At 50.4% G+C, this 25,098-nt stretch carries 23 protein-coding genes; 9 read left to right on the forward strand and 14 right to left on the reverse strand.

All coding sequences use genetic code 11. The annotated features are described in order from the left end of the window. Positions 1-11 precede the first annotated feature (11 nt). A complete protein-coding gene (locus DRI82_RS08665; RefSeq protein WP_114193112.1) occupies positions 12-449 on the reverse strand; it encodes an NADH-quinone oxidoreductase subunit A in 438 nt (145 codons plus the stop codon). Between the two features lie 675 nt (positions 450-1,124). Continuing rightward, positions 1,125-2,060, reverse strand: a complete 936-nt coding sequence (gene lrhA, locus DRI82_RS08670) for a transcriptional regulator LrhA (RefSeq protein ID WP_114193113.1) — start codon at positions 2,058-2,060, stop codon at positions 1,125-1,127. A 794-nt stretch (positions 2,061-2,854) separates the two neighbouring features. Here lrhA and DRI82_RS08675 point away from each other — a divergent pair. From DRI82_RS08675 to yfbR, 3 genes are all read left to right on the forward strand, one after another. Beyond that, the gene (locus tag DRI82_RS08675; protein WP_114193114.1) at positions 2,855-4,420 is read left to right on the forward strand and encodes an MFS transporter; all 1,566 of its coding nucleotides are present in this window, start codon (positions 2,855-2,857) and stop codon (positions 4,418-4,420) included. A 294-nt stretch (positions 4,421-4,714) separates the two neighbouring features. Next, positions 4,715-5,929: a pyridoxal phosphate-dependent aminotransferase gene (locus tag DRI82_RS08680; RefSeq protein WP_114193115.1), complete on the forward strand. Its 1,215-nt coding sequence runs from the start codon at positions 4,715-4,717 to the stop codon at positions 5,927-5,929. Positions 5,930-6,061: 132 nt separating this feature from the next. Then, a complete protein-coding gene (gene yfbR / locus DRI82_RS08685; RefSeq protein WP_114193116.1) occupies positions 6,062-6,661 on the forward strand; it encodes a 5'-deoxynucleotidase in 600 nt (199 codons plus the stop codon). Here yfbR and DRI82_RS08690 read toward each other — a convergent pair whose 3' ends face one another. From DRI82_RS08690 to yfbV, 4 genes are all read right to left on the reverse strand, one after another. Then, positions 6,662-8,494: an SLC13 family permease gene (locus tag DRI82_RS08690; RefSeq protein ID WP_114193117.1), complete on the reverse strand. Its 1,833-nt coding sequence runs from the start codon at positions 8,492-8,494 to the stop codon at positions 6,662-6,664. Positions 8,495-8,656: 162 nt separating this feature from the next. Then, positions 8,657-9,313 carry a sugar phosphatase gene (locus DRI82_RS08695; RefSeq protein WP_170138692.1) on the reverse strand — a complete coding sequence of 219 codons (657 nt, stop codon included), beginning with the start codon at positions 9,311-9,313 and terminating at the stop codon, positions 8,657-8,659. Positions 9,314-9,333: 20 nt separating this feature from the next. Next, positions 9,334-9,828, reverse strand: a complete 495-nt coding sequence (locus DRI82_RS08700; RefSeq protein WP_114193119.1) for a YfbU family protein — start codon at positions 9,826-9,828, stop codon at positions 9,334-9,336. 142 nt (positions 9,829-9,970) lie between these two features. Continuing rightward, a complete protein-coding gene (gene yfbV / locus DRI82_RS08705; RefSeq protein ID WP_114193120.1) occupies positions 9,971-10,426 on the reverse strand; it encodes a terminus macrodomain insulation protein YfbV in 456 nt (151 codons plus the stop codon). 394 nt (positions 10,427-10,820) lie between these two features. Here yfbV and ackA point away from each other — a divergent pair, with 394 nt between their 5' ends. Further along, positions 10,821-12,023: an acetate kinase gene (gene ackA / locus DRI82_RS08710; RefSeq protein ID WP_114193121.1), complete on the forward strand. Its 1,203-nt coding sequence runs from the start codon at positions 10,821-10,823 to the stop codon at positions 12,021-12,023. 90 nt (positions 12,024-12,113) lie between these two features. Further along, complete coding sequence (gene pta, locus DRI82_RS08715) at positions 12,114-14,246, forward strand: phosphate acetyltransferase (RefSeq protein ID WP_211317645.1); 2,133 nt, start codon at positions 12,114-12,116, stop codon at positions 14,244-14,246. A gap of 105 nt (positions 14,247-14,351) precedes the next feature. On the opposite strand, the gene yfcD is transcribed toward pta, so the two are convergent. After that, positions 14,352-14,960 (reverse strand): NUDIX hydrolase YfcD, encoded by a 609-nt coding sequence (gene yfcD / locus DRI82_RS08720; protein WP_114193123.1) that lies wholly within the window; start codon positions 14,958-14,960, stop codon positions 14,352-14,354. Positions 14,961-15,034: 74 nt separating this feature from the next. Next, positions 15,035-15,601: a phosphodiesterase gene (gene yfcE / locus DRI82_RS08725; RefSeq protein WP_114193124.1), complete on the reverse strand. Its 567-nt coding sequence runs from the start codon at positions 15,599-15,601 to the stop codon at positions 15,035-15,037. Positions 15,602-15,836: 235 nt separating this feature from the next. Between yfcE and yfcG the strand changes: the two genes are divergently transcribed. The 4 genes from yfcG (at position 15,837) to pepT (ending at position 19,372) form a co-directional block, all read left to right on the forward strand. Next, positions 15,837-16,466 (forward strand): GSH-dependent disulfide bond oxidoreductase, encoded by a 630-nt coding sequence (yfcG, locus tag DRI82_RS08730; protein ID WP_114193125.1) that lies wholly within the window; start codon positions 15,837-15,839, stop codon positions 16,464-16,466. A 146-nt stretch (positions 16,467-16,612) separates the two neighbouring features. After that, positions 16,613-16,990, forward strand: coding sequence for a dihydroneopterin triphosphate 2'-epimerase (gene folX, locus DRI82_RS08735; RefSeq protein WP_114193126.1), 378 nt, complete (start codon positions 16,613-16,615; stop codon positions 16,988-16,990). Between the two features lie 30 nt (positions 16,991-17,020). Next, the gene (locus DRI82_RS08740) at positions 17,021-17,944 is read left to right on the forward strand and encodes a TIGR01777 family oxidoreductase (RefSeq protein ID WP_114193127.1); all 924 of its coding nucleotides are present in this window, start codon (positions 17,021-17,023) and stop codon (positions 17,942-17,944) included. Between the two features lie 195 nt (positions 17,945-18,139). Further along, positions 18,140-19,372: a peptidase T gene (pepT, locus tag DRI82_RS08745; RefSeq protein ID WP_114193128.1), complete on the forward strand. Its 1,233-nt coding sequence runs from the start codon at positions 18,140-18,142 to the stop codon at positions 19,370-19,372. Positions 19,373-19,412: 40 nt separating this feature from the next. Here the strand turns inward: pepT and hisP are convergent, their stop codons facing one another. From hisP to purF, 6 genes are all read right to left on the reverse strand, one after another. Beyond that, positions 19,413-20,186 carry a histidine ABC transporter ATP-binding protein HisP gene (hisP, locus tag DRI82_RS08750; RefSeq protein ID WP_114193129.1) on the reverse strand — a complete coding sequence of 258 codons (774 nt, stop codon included), beginning with the start codon at positions 20,184-20,186 and terminating at the stop codon, positions 19,413-19,415. Between the two features lie 87 nt (positions 20,187-20,273). Continuing rightward, positions 20,274-20,990 carry an ABC transporter permease gene (locus DRI82_RS08755; RefSeq protein WP_114193130.1) on the reverse strand — a complete coding sequence of 239 codons (717 nt, stop codon included), beginning with the start codon at positions 20,988-20,990 and terminating at the stop codon, positions 20,274-20,276. Then, positions 20,987-21,673 carry a histidine ABC transporter permease HisQ gene (locus DRI82_RS08760; RefSeq protein WP_114193131.1) on the reverse strand — a complete coding sequence of 229 codons (687 nt, stop codon included), beginning with the start codon at positions 21,671-21,673 and terminating at the stop codon, positions 20,987-20,989. Before DRI82_RS08760 ends, DRI82_RS08755 begins: the two co-directional genes overlap by 4 nt. A 67-nt stretch (positions 21,674-21,740) precedes the next feature. Next, the gene (gene hisJ, locus DRI82_RS08765; RefSeq protein WP_114193132.1) at positions 21,741-22,523 is read right to left on the reverse strand and encodes a histidine ABC transporter substrate-binding protein HisJ; all 783 of its coding nucleotides are present in this window, start codon (positions 22,521-22,523) and stop codon (positions 21,741-21,743) included. Between the two features lie 294 nt (positions 22,524-22,817). Continuing rightward, a complete protein-coding gene (locus DRI82_RS08770; protein WP_114193133.1) occupies positions 22,818-23,390 on the reverse strand; it encodes a UbiX family flavin prenyltransferase in 573 nt (190 codons plus the stop codon). A 184-nt stretch (positions 23,391-23,574) separates the two neighbouring features. Continuing rightward, positions 23,575-25,092: an amidophosphoribosyltransferase gene (gene purF, locus DRI82_RS08775; RefSeq protein ID WP_114193134.1), complete on the reverse strand. Its 1,518-nt coding sequence runs from the start codon at positions 25,090-25,092 to the stop codon at positions 23,575-23,577. Positions 25,093-25,098: the final 6 nt, after the last annotated feature.

The raw sequence follows: 25,098 nt of genomic DNA on the forward strand, positions 1-25,098 counted from the left end.
ATGCCTCGCTGTTACTGCGGATGACTGTTGGTGTTAGTGACTGCACTTGGCTTTACGCGCACTTTCGAACGGGTCGGGGCCCAGTCCAGAGCGCCGATACGCACCAGATAAAACAACCCGGCCAGCAGTACTACAATGAAAATGGTGGCCTCGATGAAACCCGTCCAACCGCTTTCGCGAATCGACGTTGACCATGCAAAGAGATACAGGGCTTCAACATCGAAAATGACGAAAAACATCGCGACCAGATAGAATTTTGCAGAGAGGCGCATACGGGCAGAGCCGACAGCGGCAATCCCTGACTCATAAGGCGTATGCTTCGCGCGTGCGCGGGCTCTCCCGCCCAAAAAGTACGCACCGAGGAGCATAAGGCAACAAAGCCCGATAGCAACGACGAGGAATACCGCGAACGCCCAGTTATGGGCGATAACTTCAGTGGCTGTTGACATACATGCTTACTCATCAAAAGTGGTGTCGAGCGCTCTGCTCTTATCTCGGCAGTTAGTGCACCACATCGATTCAAGGGAAGGATTAATAACCACACAAACACACTGCATTTACAGACATTTAGGCAGCGTTTTACTGTGGGCTTTTTACTCCTTTCTATAACCTTTTGTCAACTTTGACAAAAGTAACTCCACATTATTTTACAAAGGTAAATTTGTATTAACATAACCTGCGCAAGCGAGTTGCTAAATCGAGTCAGTTAAACCTGCGTAACATCATAAAGATGTTAATGGGAGCAGTTCTTACGTATTAACTATACCATTGTCTCAGGAATAACCTGTTCTTCCACTCACTCCTCAGGGTTATTTTTTTGATCTAGGGCACGTTTTGAGGCTTTTTGGCAACAAAGTCACCGGCGCAATAACACAATTTGATAAATTCAATATAACAAAATGCTGTTTTGTTTTTATCAAAACAACATAAGTTATTTTGAACTAAACGAGGGCATCGAAAATGATTTTTCCGCTTTTTTCGTTGATGAAGGGATTTATAAGGTAAGAAAAGACGGCATTAACCCGCTTAATAACAAGAAATGACCCAGTTGGCGTATTTCCGTGCGGTTAAATAAAAAACCCCTTAAATTAAAAGGGGTTTTTATATAGTTTACTTACCAGCGATTATTCTTCATCACTCAGAAAAAGCTCATCTCCTTCCAGTGCTGAAGCGCCCGTTACGGCATAGGGTTCATTCCCAGTTTCAATTGCACCGAAAATGGCCGTCGCCAATTCACTCTCACATTTCACATTCTTGAAGAGCCCATATTGAGTATCGGGAAGATCTGGCAAACCTTCCGCTTTACCGAGAACGCGCAGTTCTGGGCTCATCATCTCAATCGGACGGGCCGTCACACCCAACCCGGCACGCACCGCCGCACGTATGGCAGACAGTGTGGAGGCCACATAAGCAATCCGCCACGGAATGCCTGCCTGATTGAGCATGTTGATTGCCAGGGTGCGGAATGGACTTGGTTCATCCAACAGCACCAGAGGAATCGCATCCCCCACAGGAAATTTATAATCGGCGGCGCAGTACCATAGCGTCGGCGATGTCCTTAAAATGACATGTGGGTGGTTGACTTCACCAATTACAGTAGTGATTGCCAGATCGATTTCGTTCTTTTCGAGCATATCAATCATGAAAGGACTGCGTTTGACCCGAACATCAATAGATAATTTAGGATAAACCGAGGTTACACGATTCAACACAAAAGGAAGGATCGTATCAGCCGTATCATCGGATGCTCCAATAGTCAGAACCCCTTCAACGTCGCTGTACATAAGTGACGTGCAGGCTTCATCATTAAAGCGCAGAATTTTACGGGCATAACCCAATAGCTGAATCCCATGTTCAGTCAGTAACTTATTTCTACCGTGCCGTGCAAATAACTCTTTACCTACCAGCTGTTCCAATCGCTGCATTTGTTGACTTACAGCAGATTGGGTGCGACATACAGCGGCTGCCGCTGCTGCAAAGGTATTCAAATCAGCAACGGCGACGAAGGTTCTGAGCAGATCGAGATCCAAGTTAAGAATCGGACGAGTTGCGTTAGTCATAGTGTTTTCTTCACTTTTTAAATTCTAATAACAAACTACCCTGGTATTGCGTGTTTAGTATCCGCAAAAGGCAGAATACCAGATAAGACAGTACCCCACTCATTACAGGAGGGCAAAAAATACTTAAATCCGGACTCGTTTTTTGATAAAAAAAGAACGCTTCACATTAAGACTCGTCTCACGCAGTGAATAGAATGGAAAAAAACCATTAATTCGTCAATAACTAATAGCTTATTAGATCCGATAAGAAGTGTTTTGTTGGCCGTTCCTGGAATAAAAGTAGCGAAAAACGATAATTCTTATCAATCAAAAAATAAGCCGAATTCTCGGACAGGCAGTGCTTCACCTCCCGTTTTTGCTATTATTATTCAAGCTAATTCAATAAGTAACGCGAGGCGATGACAATATATACAAAACATTACTTAAATAAAATTTAAGATTTTTCTCACCATATATCGAATTATTCCGAAATTTGCATCACGGTTAATTTTTTTCCTGAATTTTCAGCGCTGAGGTTTATTACAATTTTTGGCGGTATCTTTACTTGTTTTTAAGTGAAAGGGGCGATTTATCTATAAAACTGATTAATTTGCTGTTATTACCCAAATCACACTGGTAAAGATTTGTTAAGCAAAAATGTGAACCTCATCAACCTATCCTTTCATGGTCTGCCAGAACAAAAAATCTAATGGCAATTGCTGAAAGGTAAGTCATTGCTTTTCCCCTTAGCCTGAGAAGTATTGGTTAATCCACTTCATTCGTCACCCATTTTGGTGAAGGTTCGAGGAGAGAAGATGAATACAAAACGGAAGATTGGCCTGGTCCAGTACCTGTCGTATGGGTCAGGGGACTTTCTGGGTGCAGGTACAACAGCGCTGACAGCGGCCTGGCTGCTTTATTTCTACACCACCTTCTGCGGACTCTCTCCGATAGAGGCCACATTTATCTTTGCTATGGCCAGGGTGCTGGATGCCATAGTCAGCCCATTGATGGGATTTCTTACCGATAACTTCGGTGCGACCCGCCTGGGTAAACGCTTTGGCCGCAGAAAGTTCTTCATTCTGCTCGGTATCCCCCTGGTGTTCAGTTATAGCCTGATGTGGGTTGGGGACATGAGCTATTGGTACTACCTGTTGACCTATCTGTTCTTTGATGTGGTTTACACCATGATCCTGGTGCCTTATGAAACATTGGTGCCGGAAATGACCGATGACTTCAAACAGAAAACCAAATTCTCGGGGACCCGTATTGCCCTCGCCCAACTCTCAGCCATCCTCGCGGCTTTCCTGCCAGGGATCCTGCTGGGTATTTTTGGCAAAGACAATGCGATATCGTTCTTCTACTCCAGCCTGGTCTTTTCGGTTATTTGCGCCATTGTGCTGACTCTGGTCTACCGCAATACCTGGGAGCGTCCTCGCGAAGAGATGTCCGATGAAGAAAGAGCGGCAGAATTTGCGAGGCAGCAACTGACCCTTGGCCAAAGCCTGCGCCGCTTGGTTACCGAGTTGTCTTCCACCTTCCGTATCCGCATTTTCCGCCAGCATCTTGGGATGTATCTGGGCGGCTACATCGCTCAGGACGTGTTCAACGCGGTGTTTACCTATTACGTCGTCTTTGTGTTAATGCAAAGTGCCACCGTTGCATCAAGTCTGATGGGAACCATGGCAATCCTGCAGTTCATAGCAGTCATTGGCATGATCCCGCTGTGTATTCGCCTTGGGCCTGCGCCGTCCTACCGTTTGGTGGTGCTGTTGTTTGCGTTGAGTGCGTTCTCCTATGCCCTATTGTATTACAGCGGTTTGCACGACAGTATGACCGCCCTGCTGTTCATCTCGGCGATTGCCGGTCTGGGTCGTGGTGGCATCAACTACGTTCCCTGGAATATCTATACCTACATTGCGGACGTCGATGAAGTGGTGACCGGACAGCGCCGCGAAGGGATCTTTGCCGGGATCATGACGTTAACGCGCAAAGCCTCGCAGGCCGGTGCTGTAATGCTGGTGGGTATTGCGCTGCAACTGGGTGGTTTTGTTTCCGGCCAGACCGAACAAAGCCCCGAAGTCCGCCACACGATTCTGTTAATCCTCAGCGTGGGTACCGTGATTGTGCTGTGCTGCGGCTTCCTGATTTCATTGAAGTTCAAGTTGAATCTGCAAACGCATCAGGTGTTGCGTGAAGAAACCGTGCGCATGAAACAGGCTGGCAGACCGCTTCCTGAGAACATCACCCCTGAGGCGAAAGCGACCGTCGAGTTACTGGCGGGTATGCCATACGAAAATCTGTGGGGAAACAACGACGTTGGCTACCAGAGCCAATTACGCGCCAGGCAAAAAATGGAGGATACTGCCGTCCGAACCTAGCCCTACTGTACAGCCAGCTCTCATTTGTAGAGCTGGCTGTACACCGGATGTCGAATTTTTGTCCTAAAACGGATTTTTATAAAAGATATAAACCCACTTATTAGCCTAAATTCAGATAATAATTCTGGTTATTATCAATTATCCCATCCAAATTACCGCCTTGCGCCATAACTGGCAACCATTTGCACCAAAGCTGTGCGTATACCTTCAAAAGCGTTTAGGGTCGGAGTACATTGGGCACATTGCAATGTTCCACGGCAGGAACACGCTTTTCCGGCAAAAGGTCCACTTTTTATGTCCCCCATTGAAAAATCCAGCAAACTGGACAACGTCTGTTACGACATTCGTGGCCCGGTGCTCAAAGAAGCCAAGCGTCTAGAAGAAGAAGGCAACAAAGTTCTGAAACTGAATATTGGCAACCCCGCGCCATTCGGTTTTGATGCCCCCGATGAAATTCTGGTCGATGTCATCCGTAACTTGCCCACCGCCCAGGGATATTGCGATTCCAAGGGACTCTACTCCGCGCGTAAAGCGATTATGCAGCACTATCAGGCACGCGATATGCGTGACGTAACCGTGGAAGATATTTACATCGGTAACGGTGTGTCTGAACTGATTGTTCAGTCAATGCAGGCGTTGCTGAACCTTGGGGACGAAATGCTGGTCCCTGCGCCTGACTATCCGTTATGGACAGCGGCGGTGTCGCTTTCCAACGGTAAAGCCGTACATTACATCTGCGATGAGTCGTCGGACTGGTTCCCGGATCTTGATGATATCCGTAGCAAAATCACCCCACGCACGCGTGGCATTGTGATTATCAACCCGAATAACCCGACCGGGGCGGTCTACAGCAAAGAACTGCTGATGGAGATTGTCGAGCTCGCCCGTCAACACGATTTAATCATCTTCGCCGATGAAATCTACGACAAGATCCTGTATGACGACGCAGTTCACCACTCAATTGCCGCACTGGCGCCAGACTTGTTGACGGTCACGTTCAATGGTTTATCGAAGACCTACCGCGTTGCCGGTTTCCGTCAGGGCTGGATGGTGCTTAATGGACCGAAAAAGCACGCCAAAGGCTACATCGAAGGGCTGGAAATGCTGGCGTCAATGCGCTTGTGCGCCAACGTCCCGATGCAGCATGCGATTCAGACGGCGCTTGGCGGTTACCAGAGCATCAATGAATTTATTCAGCCTGGCGGACGCCTGGTTGAGCAGCGGGATCGAGCCTGGGAACTGATCAATGACATTCCTGGCGTCTCCTGCGTTAAACCTCGCGGTGCCCTGTATATGTTCCCGCGTATTGATGCGAAACGATTCAACATCCATGATGATCAGAAATTGGTGCTGGATCTGTTGCTGCAAGAAAAAGTATTGCTGGTGCAAGGCACAGCATTTAACTGGCCTTATCCGGATCACGTACGCATTGTTACTCTACCGCGTGTGGATGAACTGGAGATGGCGATCAGGAAATTGGGTCGTTTCCTCGAAACGTACCACCAATAAACTGACGACCAAAAAACAGCCACCGGAGCGGGCAAGCGCCTGCTTCGGTTATTCATCTTACCTCTCCATTTGCATAATCCCGTTCAAGTGCTCAGAATAATGATCTCATTTGCCGTTGTATAAGAGAGCACCATGAGCCAAAGCCACTTCTTTGCCCATCTATCCCGTCTCAAACTGATTAGTCGCTGGCCGCTGATGCGCAACGTTCGTACCGAAAACGTCTCCGAGCACAGTTTGCAGGTTGCGTTTGTCGCCCATGCGCTGGCCGTGATTAAAAATCGCAAATTCAATGGCAATATCAACGCCGATCGCGTTGCACTTCTGGCGATGTACCATGATGCCAGCGAAGTGATTACTGGCGATATGCCTACGCCAATCAAGTATTACAACCCGCAAATTGCCCACGAATACAAGAAAATAGAAAAAATCGCCCAGCAAAAGCTGATCGAAATGCTGCCTGTTGAACTACAGAATGATTTCCGTTCACTGCTTGATGAGCATTACTACACCGAAGATGAAAAATTGGTAGTAAAACAGGCTGATGCGCTATGCGCCTATCTGAAATGCCTGGAGGAGCTTTCTGCGGGCAACAATGAATTCAAGCTGGCAAAAGCCCGGCTGGAGAAGACCCTCTCTATGCGAAATAGCCCGGAAATGGACTATTTCATGGAGGTTTTCGTCCCCAGCTTCAGTCTGTCGCTTGACGAGATCAGTATCGATACGCAGCTCTGATTAAAACGGGAACAGTATCGGCACCAGAAACACGCTGACGATCATCACCAGCACGGTAAACGGAACGCCGATACGCGCAAAATCGCCGAACTTATAACCACCCGGCACCATGACCAACGTGTTGACCGGTGAGGACACCGGCGTCATAAAGGCGGCAGAAGCGGCCACGGCAATGATCATGGTGAACGGGTAAGGGGAAACCCCCATCTCACGGGCAGCAGCGATCGCAATAGGCGCCATCAGCACGGCAGTTGCCGTGTTCGAGATAAACAGTCCAATCGTGGCACAGAGTACAAACAGGCTAATCAACATAATGCGCGGCCCGGCATCCCCGGTGATCTCCATCAGCCCCTGAACGATAAGCGCGACACCGCCGGTTTTTTGCAGCGCAATGGCAAAGGGCATCATTCCGACAATCAAAATCAGGCTGGGCCAATGAATAGCGCGGTATGCGCTGTCCATATCAATGCAGCGGAACTTACCCATCAGCAGACACGCGATAATCGCCGCAATCGAATTGGGCACTTCATCCGTCAGCATCAGCGCGACCATTAAGGCCAGACAAAATAGCGCATGGGGAGCCTGACTGACCGCAGGTGAGACCTCATCAATTTCCGCTGGCAAGTTCAGCACGATAAAATGGCGCGTTTTCTGCTGAAGTTGGCGAATCAGTTTCCAGTCGCCAATCACCAGCAAAACATCACCGATTTGTATTTCTTCATCTACCAGCTTGCCGGGGACAACTGTCCCATTGCGGCGAAGGCCCACAACGTTCAGGCCGTAGCGGCTACGAAATCCCATCTGGCGCAGGGACTTGCCCAATAACTCCGAATCAGGAATCAGCGTGACTTCGGCCATCCCTACATCACGCGATTGTTCCGAGAAGTAATCGCCGCGCAATACCATCGGTTCGAGCTGCTGCTCAGTACAAAACTCACGTAAATCGACATCGGTATCAGACATGTCAATCAGCAGCACATCGCGTTCATGCAACTCGGTAGTACCGGTTGCACTGACCATCACCCTGCGGAACTTACGCCAGCGCTCGATACCCACCACGTTCGCACTGTATTCACTGCGCAAATGGAGATCGTCCAGCGTGCGCCCCACCAAGGGTGAACCCGGCCTGATCGCCAATCGGCGGGCACGGCCCGTTAATTTATAGTCGCGGATCAGATCGCGGAATGTCCGGCGCTTCCATTTTTCTTTTGCGCCCTTGTCCTCATCTTCGCCCAACCAATTACGCGCAACCATCATATAAGCGACGCCCATCAGGAGGACGACTATGCCAATGGGTGTTATGCCAAAGAAACCAAAACCGGGTATGTTTTCACGCAACAATTCGCTGTTAATCACCATATTGGGTGGCGTCGCGACCAGCGTCATCATCCCGCTAATCAATCCGGCAAAGCTGAGAGGCATCATTAACCGTGCTGGCGACGTCCCCATCCGCGCAGTAACGCTGATAACGACCGGGATGAAAATAGCCACAACGCCAGTTGAACTCATGAATGCACCGAGCAGCGCGACTGTCACCATCAGTAGAACCAGCATTTTTATTTCGCTGCTGCCTGATACTTTCACCAACCAGTCACCCACCTGATAGGCGACCCCCGTTCGTACCAACCCATCGCCAATAACAAAAAGAGCGGCGATCAGTATCACGTTAGGATCGCTGAACCCTGCCATGGCCTCCGGCACGGTCAGCGTACCACTGACAACAAAAGCCACTATCACCAACAGGGCGATGACATCCATACGTAACTTGTTGGTGGCAAATAGGGATATAGCAATCAGCAGTAATGAAACTACCCATATCAGCTGGCTGTTCAATCAGGTTCCTCCCTGCAAAAGATTGATTCGGGTGATGGCGTAACAATGGTAATGAGGGTAAGTCTATAAAACGCTGTAAGAATGCCATAAAAAAACCCCAACTATGCGGGGTTTACATCATATTTAGAGCAGAAAACAGGCGCTGCATAGAGTAAGAACAATTTATGACCCGATATTGATCACTGCCCGATTTGCCGAGCCGGTTACGTTAACGCTCGCCAGAGAGGTAAGCACCAGATCAACCTGCTCCAATTTTGGGGTATCCGCCGGGGCATTCACGGCAATGACTTTGCAGCCTGCCGCGAGACCCGCGAGCACGCCAGCAGGCGCATCCTCAACCACTACACAATTCTCCGGTGGCAATCCCAACATTTTTGCGCCCAGGAGATAGGCATCGGGTTGCGGTTTACCATGCACAACCTGTTCTGCGGTAATAAAGACGGCGGGTTGCGGCAATCCAGCCGCTGCGTGGCGCGCATGCGCCACGGGAACCGTCCCGGAGGTGACGATCGCCCAGGGAATATTCAACGCAACCAGTTGGTTCAGTAACGCATGTGCGCCGGGCAGTGCCTCGACGCCATCCGTATCACGGGCTTCTATCGCTTCCAGCGCCGAAAACTCGCGTTGGATCTCTTCTTCACTTTCGCCCGGCATAAAATGCCGTAACGAGGTAATTGCCTGTTTGCCATGAATGAACGCCAGAACCTCTTGTGGATTAACCCCACGACTCTGCGCCCAGTTAATCCATGACCGTTCAACGGCAGGTAATGAGTCCACTAATGTTCCATCAAGGTCAAATAAAAACCCTTTGCACTCCACAGGCAATTCCTCTCTTACATTCAGGCATTAATGATTTGCGCGATCTCAACCGCACTTAAATGGTATTGACGCGGGCAGGACAACCACACTGCCAGCATCCGCTGGTATTTTTCCCACATCTTGGTTTGGGCATTGAAACCGTGGGTTCCGGAATCAAAATGGGTATAGCGACCTTCCGTATTGACCATAAACCGCACATAGCTGAGATAGCGCGATTCCGTTGCCGCATCAAATCCCAGGAACGCCAGGCGACGTTCATCGACATCCGTCCGATCTTTGAGGTTGTCCCATGACACTTGCAGCGCATGGTGCATTTCCATGATGTTGATAATTGTGCGGCAGGTTTCTTCTGATAATTGGCCGAATTCACGATCCAGCTCACGCATCTGTAAACCGAACCCACGTTCAACAATGGTCTGCAAACGGCGGTAGCGCTCTGCGTTATCGGGGTCAAGCATCGTCATCATTTTGTACTGGTTTGAAAGGATGAGGCGCTGGGCATTGGTCATTTCCATCATGATCTCCTGGGTATCGGCATAATGGTCAAAGCATCGCATACTGTTTTCGCGAGTGGTATCAATAGCTAGCGATTCTTTGATTTAGACAGGGTATTGGCGTGAACTCTGCCGGAGCGGGGATCGCAACTCCGGCAAATCATCACAGATCGTCCAGAAAGGTTTTGTCGAGTTGCTTGAAGGCACGTTTCAGCACTTCAGCCAGGGACTGGTAAGTCGGTACGCCATCAACGGGTGCCAGCGCCTGACCGGACTCACTCAATTTGTTGCGCACATCGTGATACCACTGCAATACGGTGGGCGGCAGAGGCGTCACCGAGCGGCGACCGAGCCACCACAATCCCTGCATAGGCAGACTACAGGCAAACAGGGCCGTAGCGATCGCCGGGCCAAGCTGTCCACCCAGCGCGATCTGCCACGTCAGGGTAAATATGGCCAGCGGTGGCATAAAGCGAACAGCGAAACGAGTGGTCCACGCAATACGATTTTCCGGGAATACCGGTGCCAGACGTTTGTCGGACGGCCAGGTCTTCATGTAGTGCTGGCCGCGTTGGAAAATCTGAAACCAACTAACGGAACCGGAGGGTTTACTGGTCATGGAACACCTCAACTTCACAGATAAAGATTAAAATTTTTGTGCAAACCACCAACAAAATTTAGCACGTTTAAATATCTTTTGTGTTTCCAGTGGGCTATCGGTATTCTACTGCGGCCTTTATGGCCGGTAGTCCATCGACAAATAAATGTCAACTCGCTGGCCGTGTGGAACAGCCTTACCGCACGCTGTCACTATTTAGTGTTGTCCGATTTGTCGTAAACTTCGAGCAACTTCAGTAGTTTTTTATTCATCACGCCTGAAAATCATTCTGGCATGATGTTAATCATAATTGTCAACGACATTATGCGCTACGCTTATGTCTGCCTGATGATTTATTAACCACGTGTTTTGCTTCGTTTCTTACGGACAGCACGAACTATAAATAGGTACTTCCATGTCGAGTAAGCTAGTACTGGTTCTTAACTGTGGCAGTTCATCCCTGAAATTCGCCATCATTGACGCGGTTAACGGTGAAGAACATATCTCCGGATTAGCCGAATGCTTCAACCTTCCAGAAGCCCGCATCAAATGGAAAATGGATGGCGGCAAGCAAGAAGCGGCGCTGGGCGCAGGCGCTGCACACAGCGAAGCACTGAAATTCATCGTTAACTCTATTCTGTCACAGAAACCAGAACTCTCCGCAGAGTTGGTCGCTATCGGTCACCGTATCGTTCATGGCGGTGAGAAATTCACTAAATCAGCGATCATCAATGACGAAGTATTGCAGGGTATCAAAGATTCATCCTCTTTTGCACCGTTGCATAACCCTGCACACCTCATCGGTATTGATGAAGCGTTGAAATCCTTCCCGAAATTGGCTGATAAAAATGTCGCAGTATTTGACACTGCATTCCATCAGACCATGCCAGAAGAGTCTTACCTCTACGCCCTGCCATACAGCCTGTATAAAGAGCACGGTATTCGCCGCTATGGCGCACACGGTACCAGCCACTTCTATGTGACTCAGGAAGCAGCAAAAATGCTGAACATTCCGGTAGAAAAGCTGAACGTGATTACTTGCCATCTGGGCAACGGCGGTTCTGTTACGGCAGTTCGCAATGGTAAATGTATTGATACCTCCATGGGGCTGACCCCACTGGAAGGTCTGGTGATGGGAACCCGCAGTGGTGACATCGATCCGGCGATCATTTTCCATCTGCACGACACCCTGGGCATGAGCATTGATCAGATCAACAAACTGTTGACCAAAGAGTCCGGTCTGTTGGGTCTGACTGAAGTCACCAGCGATTGCCGTTATGTTGAAGACAATTATGCGACCAAACCTGATGCCAAACGTGCGATGGATGTGTTCTGCCACCGTCTCGCCAAGTACATCGGTGCCTATGCTGCACTGATGGAAGGCCGTCTGGACGCAGTGGTCTTCACCGGTGGCATCGGTGAAAACGCCGCAATGGTCCGTGAATTTGCCATGGCAAAACTGGGTCTTCTTGGTCTGGAAATTGACCACGAGCGTAACCTTGCTGCCCGCTTTGGCAAATCTGGCTTTATCAACAAAGAAGGTGCCCGCCCTACCCTGGTGATCCCAACCAACGAAGAGTTGGTTATCGCCCAGGACGCCGCACGCCTGACTGCATAATCACACAGCCCAACACCGTCAGCCAAGGCTGACGGTGTTGTTTTGACTCTTGAGCAACCGTAAAGAGGTTTATCCGTGTCCCGTACTATTATGTTGATCCCCACAGGCACCAGTGTCGGCCTGACCAGCGTCAGTCTGGGTGTCATCCGCGCTATGGAGCAAAAAGGCGTCAGCCTGAGTATTTTCAAACCTATCGCCCAGCCGCGTGCTGGTGGTGATACGCCAGATCAAACCACAACCATCATTCGTGCCAACTCCAGCGTCACTGCTGCCGAGCCGCTGAAGATGAGCCACGTAGAAATGCTGCTGGGTTCAAACAAGCAAGACGAGCTGATGGAAGAGATTGTCGCCCGTTACCATGAAAATACCAAAGATGCTGAAGTGGTTCTGGTTGAAGGTTTGGTGCCAACGCGCAAACATCAGTTTGCCAACGCACTGAACTACGAAATTGCCAAGACACTGAATGCAGAAATCGTTTTTGTTCTGGCGTTGGGCAATGACTCCCCGGCCCAGTTGAAAGAGCGTATCGAACTGGCCAGTTCCAGCTTCGGTGGCAGCAAAAACAAAAATATCACCGGCGTTATCATCAATAAACTCAACGCGCCAGTTGATGATCAAGGCCGCACCCGCCCTGACCTGTCCGAAATTTTCGATGACTCTTCCAAGGCGAACGTTACCAAGGTCGATCCAACCCAACTGTTTACCGACAGTCCTCTGCCGGTACTGGGCTGCATTCCATGGAGTTTCGAACTGATTGCTACCCGTGCAATCGATATGGCCCGCCACCTGAATGCGCGCGTGATTAACGAGGGCGACATCAACACCCGCCGCGTGAAGTCCGTGACCTTCTGCGCCCGCAGCATTCCGCATATGCTGGAGCATTTCCGTCCGGGTTCGCTGCTGGTGACCTCTGCCGATCGTCCTGATGTGCTGGTTGCCGCCTGTCTGGCAGCAATGAATGGCATTGAAATCGGTGCGGTTCTGCTGACGGGTGGTTATGGGATTGATGCTCAGGTCAATAAGCTGTGTGAGCGTGCCTTCCAGACTGGCCTGCCTCTATTTATGGTCGACACCAACACCTGGCAGACGTCGTTGAGCCTGCAGAGCTTTAATCTGGAAGTCCCTGCGGATGACCATGAGCGCATTGAAAAACTGCAAAACTACGTTGCAAGCCATATTAACAGCCAATGGGTCGACTCTCTGAGCGCAACTTCCGAGCGTTCCCGCCGCCTGTCTCCGCCAGCATTCCGTTATGAGCTGACTGAACTGGCCCGTAAAGCTGGCAAACGTATTGTTCTGCCAGAAGGCGATGAGCCACGCACGGTTAAAGCCGCATCAATCTGTGCTGAGCGCGGTATCGCTGAATGTGTGTTGTTGGGTAATCCAGAAGAGATCGAACGCGTGGCAGCTGCGCAGGGCGTGGTATTGGGCAAAGGCATCAAGATCGTTGATCCGGTGGCTGTGCGTGAGCAATACGTTCCGCGTCTGGTTGAACTGCGTAAGAGCAAAGGCATGACCGAAGTGGTTGCGCGTGAGCAACTCGAAGACAACGTGGTTCTCGGTACGCTGATGCTGGAACAGGGCGAAGTCGACGGTCTGGTTTCCGGTGCAGTTCACACCACGGCCAACACCATCCGTCCTCCGTTGCAGTTGATCAAAACCGCACCGGGCAGTTCACTGGTCTCTTCCGTGTTCTTCATGCTGCTGCCTGACCAGGTTCTGGTCTACGGTGACTGCGCGATCAACCCGGATCCTACTGCTGAACAGTTGTCTGAAATTGCCATCCAGTCTGCGGATTCCGCTGCTGCCTTTGGTATCGAGCCGCGCGTCGCCATGATCTCCTACTCAACCGGTAATTCTGGTGCGGGCAGTGACGTTGAGAAAGTGCGTGAAGCAACCAGGCTGGCACAGGAAAAACGCCCGGATCTGATCATCGACGGCCCTCTGCAATACGATGCGGCAATCATGGCGGATGTGGCGAAGTCCAAGGCACCAAACTCGCCAGTTGCCGGTCAGGCGACCGTGTTCATTTTCCCTGACCTGAACACCGGTAACACCACGTATAAAGCGGTACAGCGTTCCGCCGATCTGGTCTCCATCGGGCCAATGCTGCAAGGCATGCGCAAACCGGTCAACGACCTGTCCCGTGGCGCACTGGTAGATGACATTGTTTACACCGTTGCATTGACCGCTATTCAGTCAGCGCAAAACGACAGCAAATAATCGCTGTTGATTCAATGTTGTAATAAAAAAACGCCAGCGAAAACTGGCGTTTTTTTTATGGATGATGGGTGGTCTGAGCAAAACCAGCGATCATTGGCGGAAGGGTTACTCTGTGCTGTCGCTTGCAGGTTTTTCCGCTTGTTCCTTTGGCAAAGGCTCTATCTGCACCTCTCGCACCAGAGGTTTGCCATAATCCTGTTCACTGTTGCGCGTCAACCACAACGATAAAGCCTTCAGGGAATCCGGGGTAAAGTCATCACAACGCGCGGTGATCTCTTCTGGCGTCATCCAACTGACTTCCACAATCTCTTCTTCCTGCAAGGCAAAGGGCCCGTGGGAAACGCAACTGAATAATCCGCCCCACACCCGGCATTGCTCTTCTTCGAAATAGAACAGACCGTGTTCGGCAAAAGGCACACCGGCAATCCCCAACTCCTCTTCGGCCTCACGGCGCGCCGAATCAAGGATGTTCTCGCCGCTCTGCACCACACCGCCTGCCGTTGCATCCAACCAGCCCGGATAGAAATCTTTCGTCTCTGTCCTGCGTTGTACCAGAATTTTTCCCATTCCATCGTGCACCACAATATAGGTAGCACGATGGCGCAATCGCTGAGCACGCATCTGTTGACGGCTGGATTGAGCAATGACTTCATTTTGCTCGTTTACGATATCAACCCACTCCTCGTTGCCTGCTGTCTGAGCTTGTTCCGCCATCCTATGAAACCTTATATCTGGGCGCGATGTGAGCCGCGCGGTTGTTGATTGACGAGTTTATCAAAGTTTTATTATTAAATTGAACTGTCGACGCCATCCAGCGCCACTTGCATCAGCAACTGATCGTCTTCCAGAGTCATCACTTTGAGCACCCCCTGCTCAAGTAAGCCATAACTGGCAGCAAAGCCCCCTTTCGGGATACTTGCCGACCCTGGGTTAAAACACGCTATCTCACCCTGCCACTCAGCAACAGGCAGATGTGTATGACCATAGACCAACACATCACCTTCGCGCAATGGTGGCAATGAAGAAGGATGATATAGGTGTCCATGCGTCAAAAACAATCGACATTGTGGCATTAAAATCTGCTGCCAAGGGGCAGTGATAGGGAATTGTAAAAGCATTTGATCCACTTCACTGTCGCAGTTACCGCGAACCGCAATAATGCGCGGGGCAAACGCGTTGAGTCTGTCGGCAACGGCGGCAGGTTGATAACCCTCAGGCAAGGCGTTTCGCGGCCCGTGGTTGAGTAAATCGCCCAGTAAAATCAGCCACTCCGCGCCGCTCGAGTGAAAACGCTGCAAGACTTTTTCAGTCGCCGGGAGGGAGCCGTGTATATCGGCAGCAAACATCAGTTTCATTGGGATATCTCACTCTTGAAAATGTATTGGGGCCTTTCTAATGTTATTCGCCCAGGATAATTACTGAAAACAGGCATCTTCCTGTTTTTCATTGTTATAAACCTCAGACTAATCCCGCAGAGACTGCTATTCTTAATTGTTATCGTACTAGCAACTATGGTTCATCTTGACATAGTGGCAATGCCCTATGTCGTTGTCGTGTAATGACTTACAGATCACCCACGCAGGAGGCATCATGATTGACCTGTATTACGCACCCACTCCAAATGGACATAAAATAACCTTGTTCCTGGAGGAGGCAGGATTAGCGTATCGCATCCATAACATTGATATCAGTACAGGCGAACAGTTTAAACCCGAATTCCTCGCCATCTCACCGAACAACAAAATACCGGCCATTGTCGACTCTTCACCTATTGACGGTGGTGCCCCGATCAGCATTTTTGAATCGGGCGCGATCTTACTCTATCTCGCAGAAAAAACGGGTAAATTGCTCAGTCCAGAGCTGCATGAGCGCACATCGACATTACAATGGCTGTTCTGGCAAGTGGCTGGATTCGGTCCGATGTTGGGCCAGAATCACCATTTTAACCACTATGCACCGCAACCGGTACCCTACGCTATCGAGCGCTATCAGTTGGAAACCAAGCGTCTTTATGGCGTATTGAATACGCAACTGCAGAAAAATGCCTACCTGGCTGGCGATCATTACAGCATCGCTGATATTGCCACCTATCCATGGGTTGTTTCCCATGAGCGCCAGCGCATTGATCTGGCTGAATTCCCAGCCGTTCGCAATTGGTTTGAGCGCATCAATAACCGCCCAGCCACGATAAAAGCCTATCAATTGGCTGAAAAGCGTTAATCCTGGTTCCGGCCGCTCCTGCTGGAGCGGTTTTTCACCTCGCATTTCTCACCCATTTTCCCAGTATTATCATAAACCTGAATTACCATTTAATGCCTTTGCGTGTATGCTGGCTCACATCACTGCGCACATTGAGGTTTCTCCCCATGCCCCTGAATCAACCTGACGCGATCATCCGCATCAAAAACCTGCGACTCCGTACCTATATTGGGATCAAGGAGGAAGAAATTAATAATAAACAGGATATTGTGATTAACGTGGTGATCCACTACCCGGCAGAAAAGGCGCGTGACAGCGAAAACATAGCGGATGCGTTGAATTATCGCACCATCACCAAAGAGATCATTCAGTTGGTTGAGCAAAACCGCTTCGCTCTGCTGGAAAAATTAACGCAGGATGTGCTCAATATCGCGCGGCAACATCCTTGGGTAACCTATGCTGAAGTAGAGATCGATAAACTTCATGCGCTGCGTTATGCCGATTCCGTGTCGATGACCATGAGCTATCGGCGAGAAAACGCATAGCGGGCGCGTTCATGGCGAAGGAGAGAAACCATGCGAATTCTAATTACCGGTGCCACTGGCCTGATCGGCAGCACTCTGACTGAACGACTCCTTTCTCTCTCGCATCAGGTGACTATCCTGACCCGCGATACCCAACGCGCCAGACGTATCTTTGCTGACCGTGTCAACTATTGGCCAGACCTGGAGACACAAACTTCGCTCGATGGCTTTGATGCGGTGATTAACCTCGCAGGCGAACCTATTGCTGACAAGCGCTGGACAGAGCAACAGAAAAAAATCCTCTGTGAAAGCCGTTGGCAAATAACCGGACGACTCACCGAGTTAATCAAGGCCAGCGAGAATCCACCCGCGGTGTTTATTTCCGGTTCTGCTGCGGGTTATTACGGCGATCAGGGGCAGGCCGTCGTAACAGAAGAGGAAACGCCGCACGACGAGTTTACCCATCAACTTTGCGCCAAATGGGAGGCGCTGGCGTTGGCTGCGCAAAGCGATCGCACCCGCGTTTGCCTGCTGCGTACTGGCGTCGTGCTGGCGCCGAAAGGGGGAATTCTGGCGAAAATGCTGCCCCCTTTCCGTCTTGGTTTAGGCGGCCCCTTTGGAGACGGAAAGCAATACCTGGCCTGGATCCATATCGACGATATGATCGCCGGGATTCTTTATCTGTTGACCCACCCGCAACTCAGCGGGCCTTTTAATATGGTGGCTCCGTACCCGGCGCATAATGAGCAATTTTCCGCCATGCTCGGCCAGGTACTTCACCGACCGGCTTTTATCCGTGTCCCCGCCTTTGCCGTTAAATTAATGATGGGTGAAGGCGCGATTCTGGTACTCGGTGGTCAACGCGCCATTCCCAAACGCCTCGAAGAAGCAGGATTCACTTTCCGCTATTTTGAACTTGAAGAAGCGTTGACGAATGTTATCGAAGGAAAACAACGCGATCCTTCCCTCGCCTGACACATCTTGGCAAACAACCCGCGGAGGATTGGCCCACTGCGGGTTTACCCCTACCTTTTCCGATTGCCCTGGCGGATAATGATTCCTTTCATACCCAACAACGTGGTGTCTTGAGTCCACTTCAATCACTATTTTAATTTTTAACTGTATGTTTTATATGTACAATCGATGCAAAATTATGTCTGAGGAAAAAAGATGCATAACACGCTGGCTGAACAACTGACCCAACGGTTCTTTCGCTATTTGTCTGTGACGACCCAAAGTGATGCCGCCGCGACCACGCTACCGAGCACACCCGGGCAACATCAGTTGGCGAAAATGCTGGCAGATGAATTACGCAGCCTTGGGCTAAGCCAGATTGTCGTGGATGAACACGCAACGGTGACTGCCGTAAAACCCGGCACCAAACCCGGCGCTCCGCGCATTGGTTTCATCACCCATATCGATACGGTTGATGTCGGCCTATCCCCCGACATCAAACCACAAAAATTGTATTACACCGGTGGCGATATCTGCCTTAACCACGAAAAGGATATCTGGCTCCGGGTGAAAGAACATCCGGAAATTCTCGCCTATGAGAATCAGGATATTTTGTTCAGCGATGGCACCAGTGTGCTGGGCGCAGACAATAAAGCCGCCGTTACGGTGGTCATGACGCTGCTGGAAAACCTGAAGCCGGAGTGGGAGCACGGTGACATCGTAGTGGCATTCGTTCCCGATGAAGAGGTGGGTTTGCGCGGTGCCAAAGCCTTGGATCTGGCGCGGTTTGACGTTGATTTTGCGTACACCATCGACTGCTGTGAACTGGGTGAAGTAGTATTTGAAAACTTCAATGCGGCCTCGGCTGAACTCACATTCACTGGCGTGACGGCGCACCCGATGTCTGCCAAAAATGTGCTGGTGAATCCCCTGCTGATGGCGCTCGATTACATCAGCCATTTTGATCGGCAGGAAACCCCTGAGCATACTGAAGGGCGCGAAGGCTATATCTGGTTCAATGATATGACCGCCAATTCCAATGAGGCGCACGTCAAAGCGTCCATTCGTGATTTTGACAGCGCCAACTTCTTTGCGCGCAAACAGCGGATTGGCGATGTGGCAGAAATTATTGCCAGACGTTACCCAACGGCCAACGTCCAGTTTTCCATCACCGACATCTACAGCAATATCAGCAGTGCGATCACTGACGACCGCCGGGCAATCGATCTGATTTTTGACGCAATGAAAGAGTTGGGCATAGAGCCCAAAGTGACACCGATGCGCGGAGGGACTGACGGCGCAGCGCTGTCGGCAAAAGGTTTGTTGACGCCAAACTATTTCACTGGCGCGCATAACTTCCATTCGCGCTTTGAATTCTTGCCGGTCAGCTCCTTTGAGAAATCGTACCAACTCACCGAAATGCTGTGCCTGCTGGCAGCCAAGGATTGAGTAATGGCGCGGCGGTCAAGGCTGCCGCGCCTGCAACGATTTACCTCAGTGAACCGGAGAGGAATTGCTGCAATCGGGTGCTTTTAGGACGACCGAACACTTCATCCGGCGGCCCCTGCTCTTCAATCAACCCCTGATGCAGGAAAATGACATGGCTCGACACATGACGGGCAAACTCCATTTCATGCGTCACCACCACCATGGTTTTCCCTTCTTCGGCCAGCTTTTGCATAATGCGCAACACTTCGCCCACCAGTTCTGGGTCAAGGGCGGATGTCGGTTCATCAAATAGCAACACCTCAGGTTCCATCGCCAGTGCACGCGCAATAGAGACACGCTGCTGCTGCCCACCGGATAAATTCACCGGATATTTTCCGCGCGCGCGCTCATCGATTCCGACTTTATCCAGATACAGAATGGCCCGCTCACGCGCTTGCGCTTTGCTCAGCCCCAAAACCTGGATCGGCGCTTCCATCACATTTTCCAATACGGTCATGTGACTCCACAGATTGAAGTGCTGGAAGACCATCGTCAGTTTGGTACGCAGTAACTGCAACTGCTTTTTATCGAATACCTTGAGTTGGCCGTCTTTGTCGCGGACCATGCGGATGTCCTGACTATTGACGCTTATCGCCCCTTCACTGGGTTTTTCAAGGAAGTTAATGCAACGCAGAAAAGTGCTCTTACCCGAACCGGAAGAGCCAATAATAGTGATCACATCACCTGCGTTGGCAAACAGCGAAACGCCCTTCAGGACTTCCTGATCACCATAACGTTTATGCAGTTCGGTCACCGCCAATTTGTTCTCTGACATCGGTATCATTCCGCAAGTATTGAATTCATAAAGAAAGTCACGCAACCCTCGTTCCGGCTGCGAATGCCACGGTCTTAATTACCGCTTTTACTGAGAAGATTGCGGTCTGACATGGGCCAGCCAGCGTTTTTCTGCCCGCCGGAACAGGTCGATCAAAACAAAGGAAATCACCAGATATATCACTGCTGCAATACCAAAGGCATAAAACGGCTGATAGGTCGCGGCGTTGATATCGCGCGCTATCTTGAGGACGTCCGGCACGGTGGCAGTAAATGCCAACGCCGTGGAGTGCAGCATCAAAATTACTTCGTTGCTGTACGCCGGAATGGCCGTCCGCAGCGCCGAGGGCAGAATAATGCAGCGATAAAGCTTAAAGCGTGAAAAACCATAGGCATTCGCTGCTTCAATCTCACCATGGGGAACCGCGCGAATCGCGCCTGCAAAAATTTCTGTCGTGTAGGCGCAGGTATTCAGCGTCAACGCAAGGATAGTGCAGTTAAGCCCACTGCGGAAAAAAGCGTTCAACAGTTCGGTACCGCGCACTATTTCCAGACTGTACATCCCGGAGTAAAACACCAGCAGTTGAACATAGAGCGGCGTACCGCGAAAAACGTAGGTATAAAACCAGATCGGCAGGCTGATCCAACGGATACTGGATACACGGCCTACCGCCATCGGCACCGCCAACAGTCCGCCCATCACCACCGACGAAATCAGCAACCACAGCGTAATCGACAGACCGGTGAAGCGATAGCCGTCGCTCCATAACAATGACATTCCGTACTGCTGAAGGATCTCAATCATAATTCAGCCCTCTTGACGCCCAGCGAGTAGCGTCTTTCGAGCCACATCAGAATCCCATTGGATAACGTCGTAAATATCAGATACACCACACCGGCCACTATCGCGAAGTAAAATGGCTGATAAGTGCCTTTACCTGCCAGTTGTGTGGCTTTGACCACGTCATTCAACCCCAGCAGCGAGACCAACGCCGTTGCTTTCAAAATAACCTGCCAGTTATTGCCAATACCGGGCAACGCAAAGCGCATCATTGAGGGAAACAGGATACGGCGGAAAATTTGCGAACGGCTGAAACCAAAGGCCACTGCCGCTTCAATTTGACCGCGTGGCACGGCCATATAAGCTCCACGGAAAGTTTCGGTAAAATAGGCACCGTAGATAAAACCCAGGGTAATAATACCTGCCGACAGCGGATCGATATCAATTTGTGCAAAACCGATAGATTCGGTCGCGATATTGAGGAAGATTTGCAACCCATAGAAAATCAACAGCATCAGGACCAAATCGGGGACGCCGCGGATAAGGGTGGTATAGCACCCGAAAATGCCCGACAGGATCCGATTACTGGAGAGTTTCCCCCCTGCACCGATCAAGCCGATCACCACCGACAGCAATACTGAAGAGAGTGCCAGTTCGAGCGTAACCAGCGCACCCTGTAAAATAAGTTGGGAATACCCATACAGCATGCATTTATTCCTGTCGTATTCCATTGAAACAACCCGCCCCGCACAATGCGCAGGCGGGTCTGGCTAATTAACCACCGTAAACATCAAAATCGAAATATTTCTTCGCAAACTTATCGTAAGTCCCGTCTTTGCGCATCTCGGCAAAGGCCTTATCCAGCGCGGCTTTCAGCTCGGTTTCGTCTTTACGCAGCCCCATACCGGTTCCGATGCCAAAGAATTTGTCATCTTTCACCGCCGGGCCAGCAAAAACGTAATCTTTACCCGCCGCCTGTTTCAGGAAGCCTTCGCTCCCGGCAACTTCGTCCTGGAATGCCGCATCAATACGGCCAGAAGCCAAGTCAGCATAAATCAGATCCTGGTTCTGATAGGCGACAACATCAATCCCTTTCGGCTGCCACATGGCGTTGGCAAACGCCTCCTGGGTTGAGCCTTGCAGAACCCCTACACGTTTGCCACGCAGTGCTTCCACAGTAGGCACAATTTTGGTGCCTTTCGGGGCAATCAGGCGCGCATTGGCGGCGTAAAGCTTATCAGTAAATGCAATTTCATTTTGACGTTTTTCAGTGATCGAGAGCGAAGAAATGATGGCATCAATCTTCTTCGCTTTCAGCGATGGAATCAGCGCATCAAAATCACTTTCTACGAAAGTGCATTTAGTATCAATACGCTTACACAGCTCTTTGGCCAGATCGATATCAAAACCGACCAGTTCGCCGTTGGCATTTTTGGATTCAAACGGTGTATAAGTTGGATCAGTGCCAATCTTGATATTTTTCGGTACGGCTGCAAATGCGCTACCGGCAGCGGCCAGCGCAAGAACTAAAGGAAGGACTTTGACCAACTTGTTCATAGATAACCCTCAAAATAATGTCGATACCAGATTGCGAGCTTTGCGCATGGGTTTATGCAGTTATCGTGCCGTTTATGCAGTTTGATGCATTACGCGATCATGTCTGTGCAAGTGACAGGCAAAAAGGTGAGGAAAACCGGGGATAAACTGAAATTTGCCTAAGAGAATACGGCGGGAACGACAGTCACTTATTATCCTTTAGAGGTATTCGCACCACGATGAAACATAACCAGATTCATTATGGTGCATTGTTGCAAATTTGTATTTTTTTAGTGCAAAAAATGTTAAGTCGAACTAGTTCGCCCCCTGCCAGCGCGTGAACAGATCCTGCGGCAGTTCAATATCAAACTGATCGAGCACCCGGTTCACCGTCTGATCGACAATATCCTGTACGCTTTCCGGGCGATGATAAAATGCGGGCACTGGCGGCATAATCACTGCCCCCAACTCTGCGGCCTGGGTCATCAGGCGCAAATGGCCGAGATGCAACGGTGTTTCACGCACGCAAAGCACCAGTCGGCGACGTTCTTTCAACACCACATCAGCCGCGCGGGTCACCAGACTGTCAGTGAAGCTGTTCACAATGCCTGAGAGCGTTTTTATCGAACAGGGCAAAATAACCATCCCAGCCGTTTTGAATGAGCCTGAGGAAATGCTCGCCGCGATATCGCGTGCGTCATGCACAACATCGGCCATGAGTTGCACATCACGCAGGGAAAAGTCGGTCTCCAGCGCCAGCGTTTGACGGGCAGCATTGCTGATAATCAGATGGGTTTCAATATCCTGCACATCGCGCAGAACCTGCAATAACCGGACACCGTAAATCGCACCGCTGGCACCGGATATACCGATGATGAGTCGCTTCATGGACACTGTTCCTGGAAGGGTAACCTGACTGTTCAGGACTGAAGAGTGAGGGTTCAGAGTAAACTTTGCCGCATAAAGGGCTGGTTGGCAAGTCAGAGGAAGGAGAAGGTGCAGCACTCTTGCGTTGCGCTGCACCTTTCTGACGCGTGTTAACAATTATCTTTGTGAACAACAGCGGTGTCGATTAACCTTCGTTATGCATCTCGAGGTTTTCAACTTCCTGCTGGCCACGCAGCGCTTTGGCATCATCATTGCGCAGCGCTTCCAGATACTCCAGATAGCTCTGATCCACGTCTTTCGTGACATAAATACCGTTGAACACGGAGCATTCAAACTGCTCGATATCCGGGTTATCTTCACGAACAGCTTCGATCAAATCATCCAGATCCTGGAAAATCAGCGCATCGGCACCGATGATTTGGCGAATTTCATCCACTTCACGTCCATGGGCGATCAGTTCGTTGGCACTCGGCATATCAATGCCGTACACATTCGGGAAACGAATTTCTGGTGCTGCGGAAGCCAGGTAAACGCGTTTCGCCCCAGCTTCGCGTGCCATCTCGACGATCTGCTCAGACGTGGTACCGCGTACGATTGAATCGTCCACCAGCAGCACATTCTTGCCGCGGAACTCGGCGCGGTTGGCGTTCAGTTTACGGCGTACCGACTTACGGCGCGCCTGCTGCCCGGGCATGATAAACGTGCGGCCCACGTAACGGTTCTTCACGAACCCCTGGCGGTACGGTTTATTCAGGATGCGGGCAATTTCCAACGCGATGTCACAGGACGTTTCCGGAATAGGAATGATGACGTCGATATCCAGATCTTCCCATTCACGGGCGATCTTGTTACCGAGTTTTTCACCCATACGGACGCGGGCACTGTAAACGGAAATTTTGTCAATAAAGGAATCCGGACGCGCGAAGTAGACATATTCGAACAGGCACGGATTACATTTTGGATTATCAGCACACTGGCGGGTAAACAGTTGGCCTTTCTGGGTAACGTAGACGGCTTCACCCGGTGCCACGTCACGCAGGAATTCAAAGCCCAGCGTATCCAGTGCCACACTTTCAGAAGCAACGATGTATTCGTTACGGCCATCTTCCAGCGTGCGTTTGCCAATCACCAGCGGGCGGATACCGTTAGGGTCGCGGAATGCCACCAGTCCATGACCGATAATCATCGCGACACAGGCATAGGCACCACGGATTTGTTTGTTCATGGCGGTAATCGCCGCAAAAATATTATCGGCTTCCAGCGGGTAGTGCTGGAAACGATCCAGTTCACTGGCGAAAATATTCAACAGGATTTCAGAATCTGACGTGGTGTTCACATGGCGACGAGCGCCTTCGAACAGTTTGCTTCTCAGTTCATGCGCATTGGTCAAATTGCCATTATGCGCCAGGGTAATGCCAAACGGAGAGTTGACATAAAAAGGTTGGGCCTCAGAGGCACTGGAACTGCCAGCCGTAGGGTAGCGAACATGGCCAATACCCATATTCCCTTGCAAGCGTTGCATATGCCGGGCTTCGAATACATCTTTCACCAGACCGTTTGCTTTACGCAGCCGGAAGCCATTGTTGGCATCAATAGTGATGATGCCTGCGGCATCCTGCCCACGGTGTTGTAACACCGTTAACGCGTCATAAATCGACTGGTTTACCGGCATAAAACCGGCGATACCGACAATACCGCACATGTGGTC

The organism is Edaphovirga cremea, assembly GCF_003332275.1.
GTDB lineage: Bacteria > Pseudomonadota > Gammaproteobacteria > Enterobacterales > Enterobacteriaceae > Edaphovirga > Edaphovirga cremea.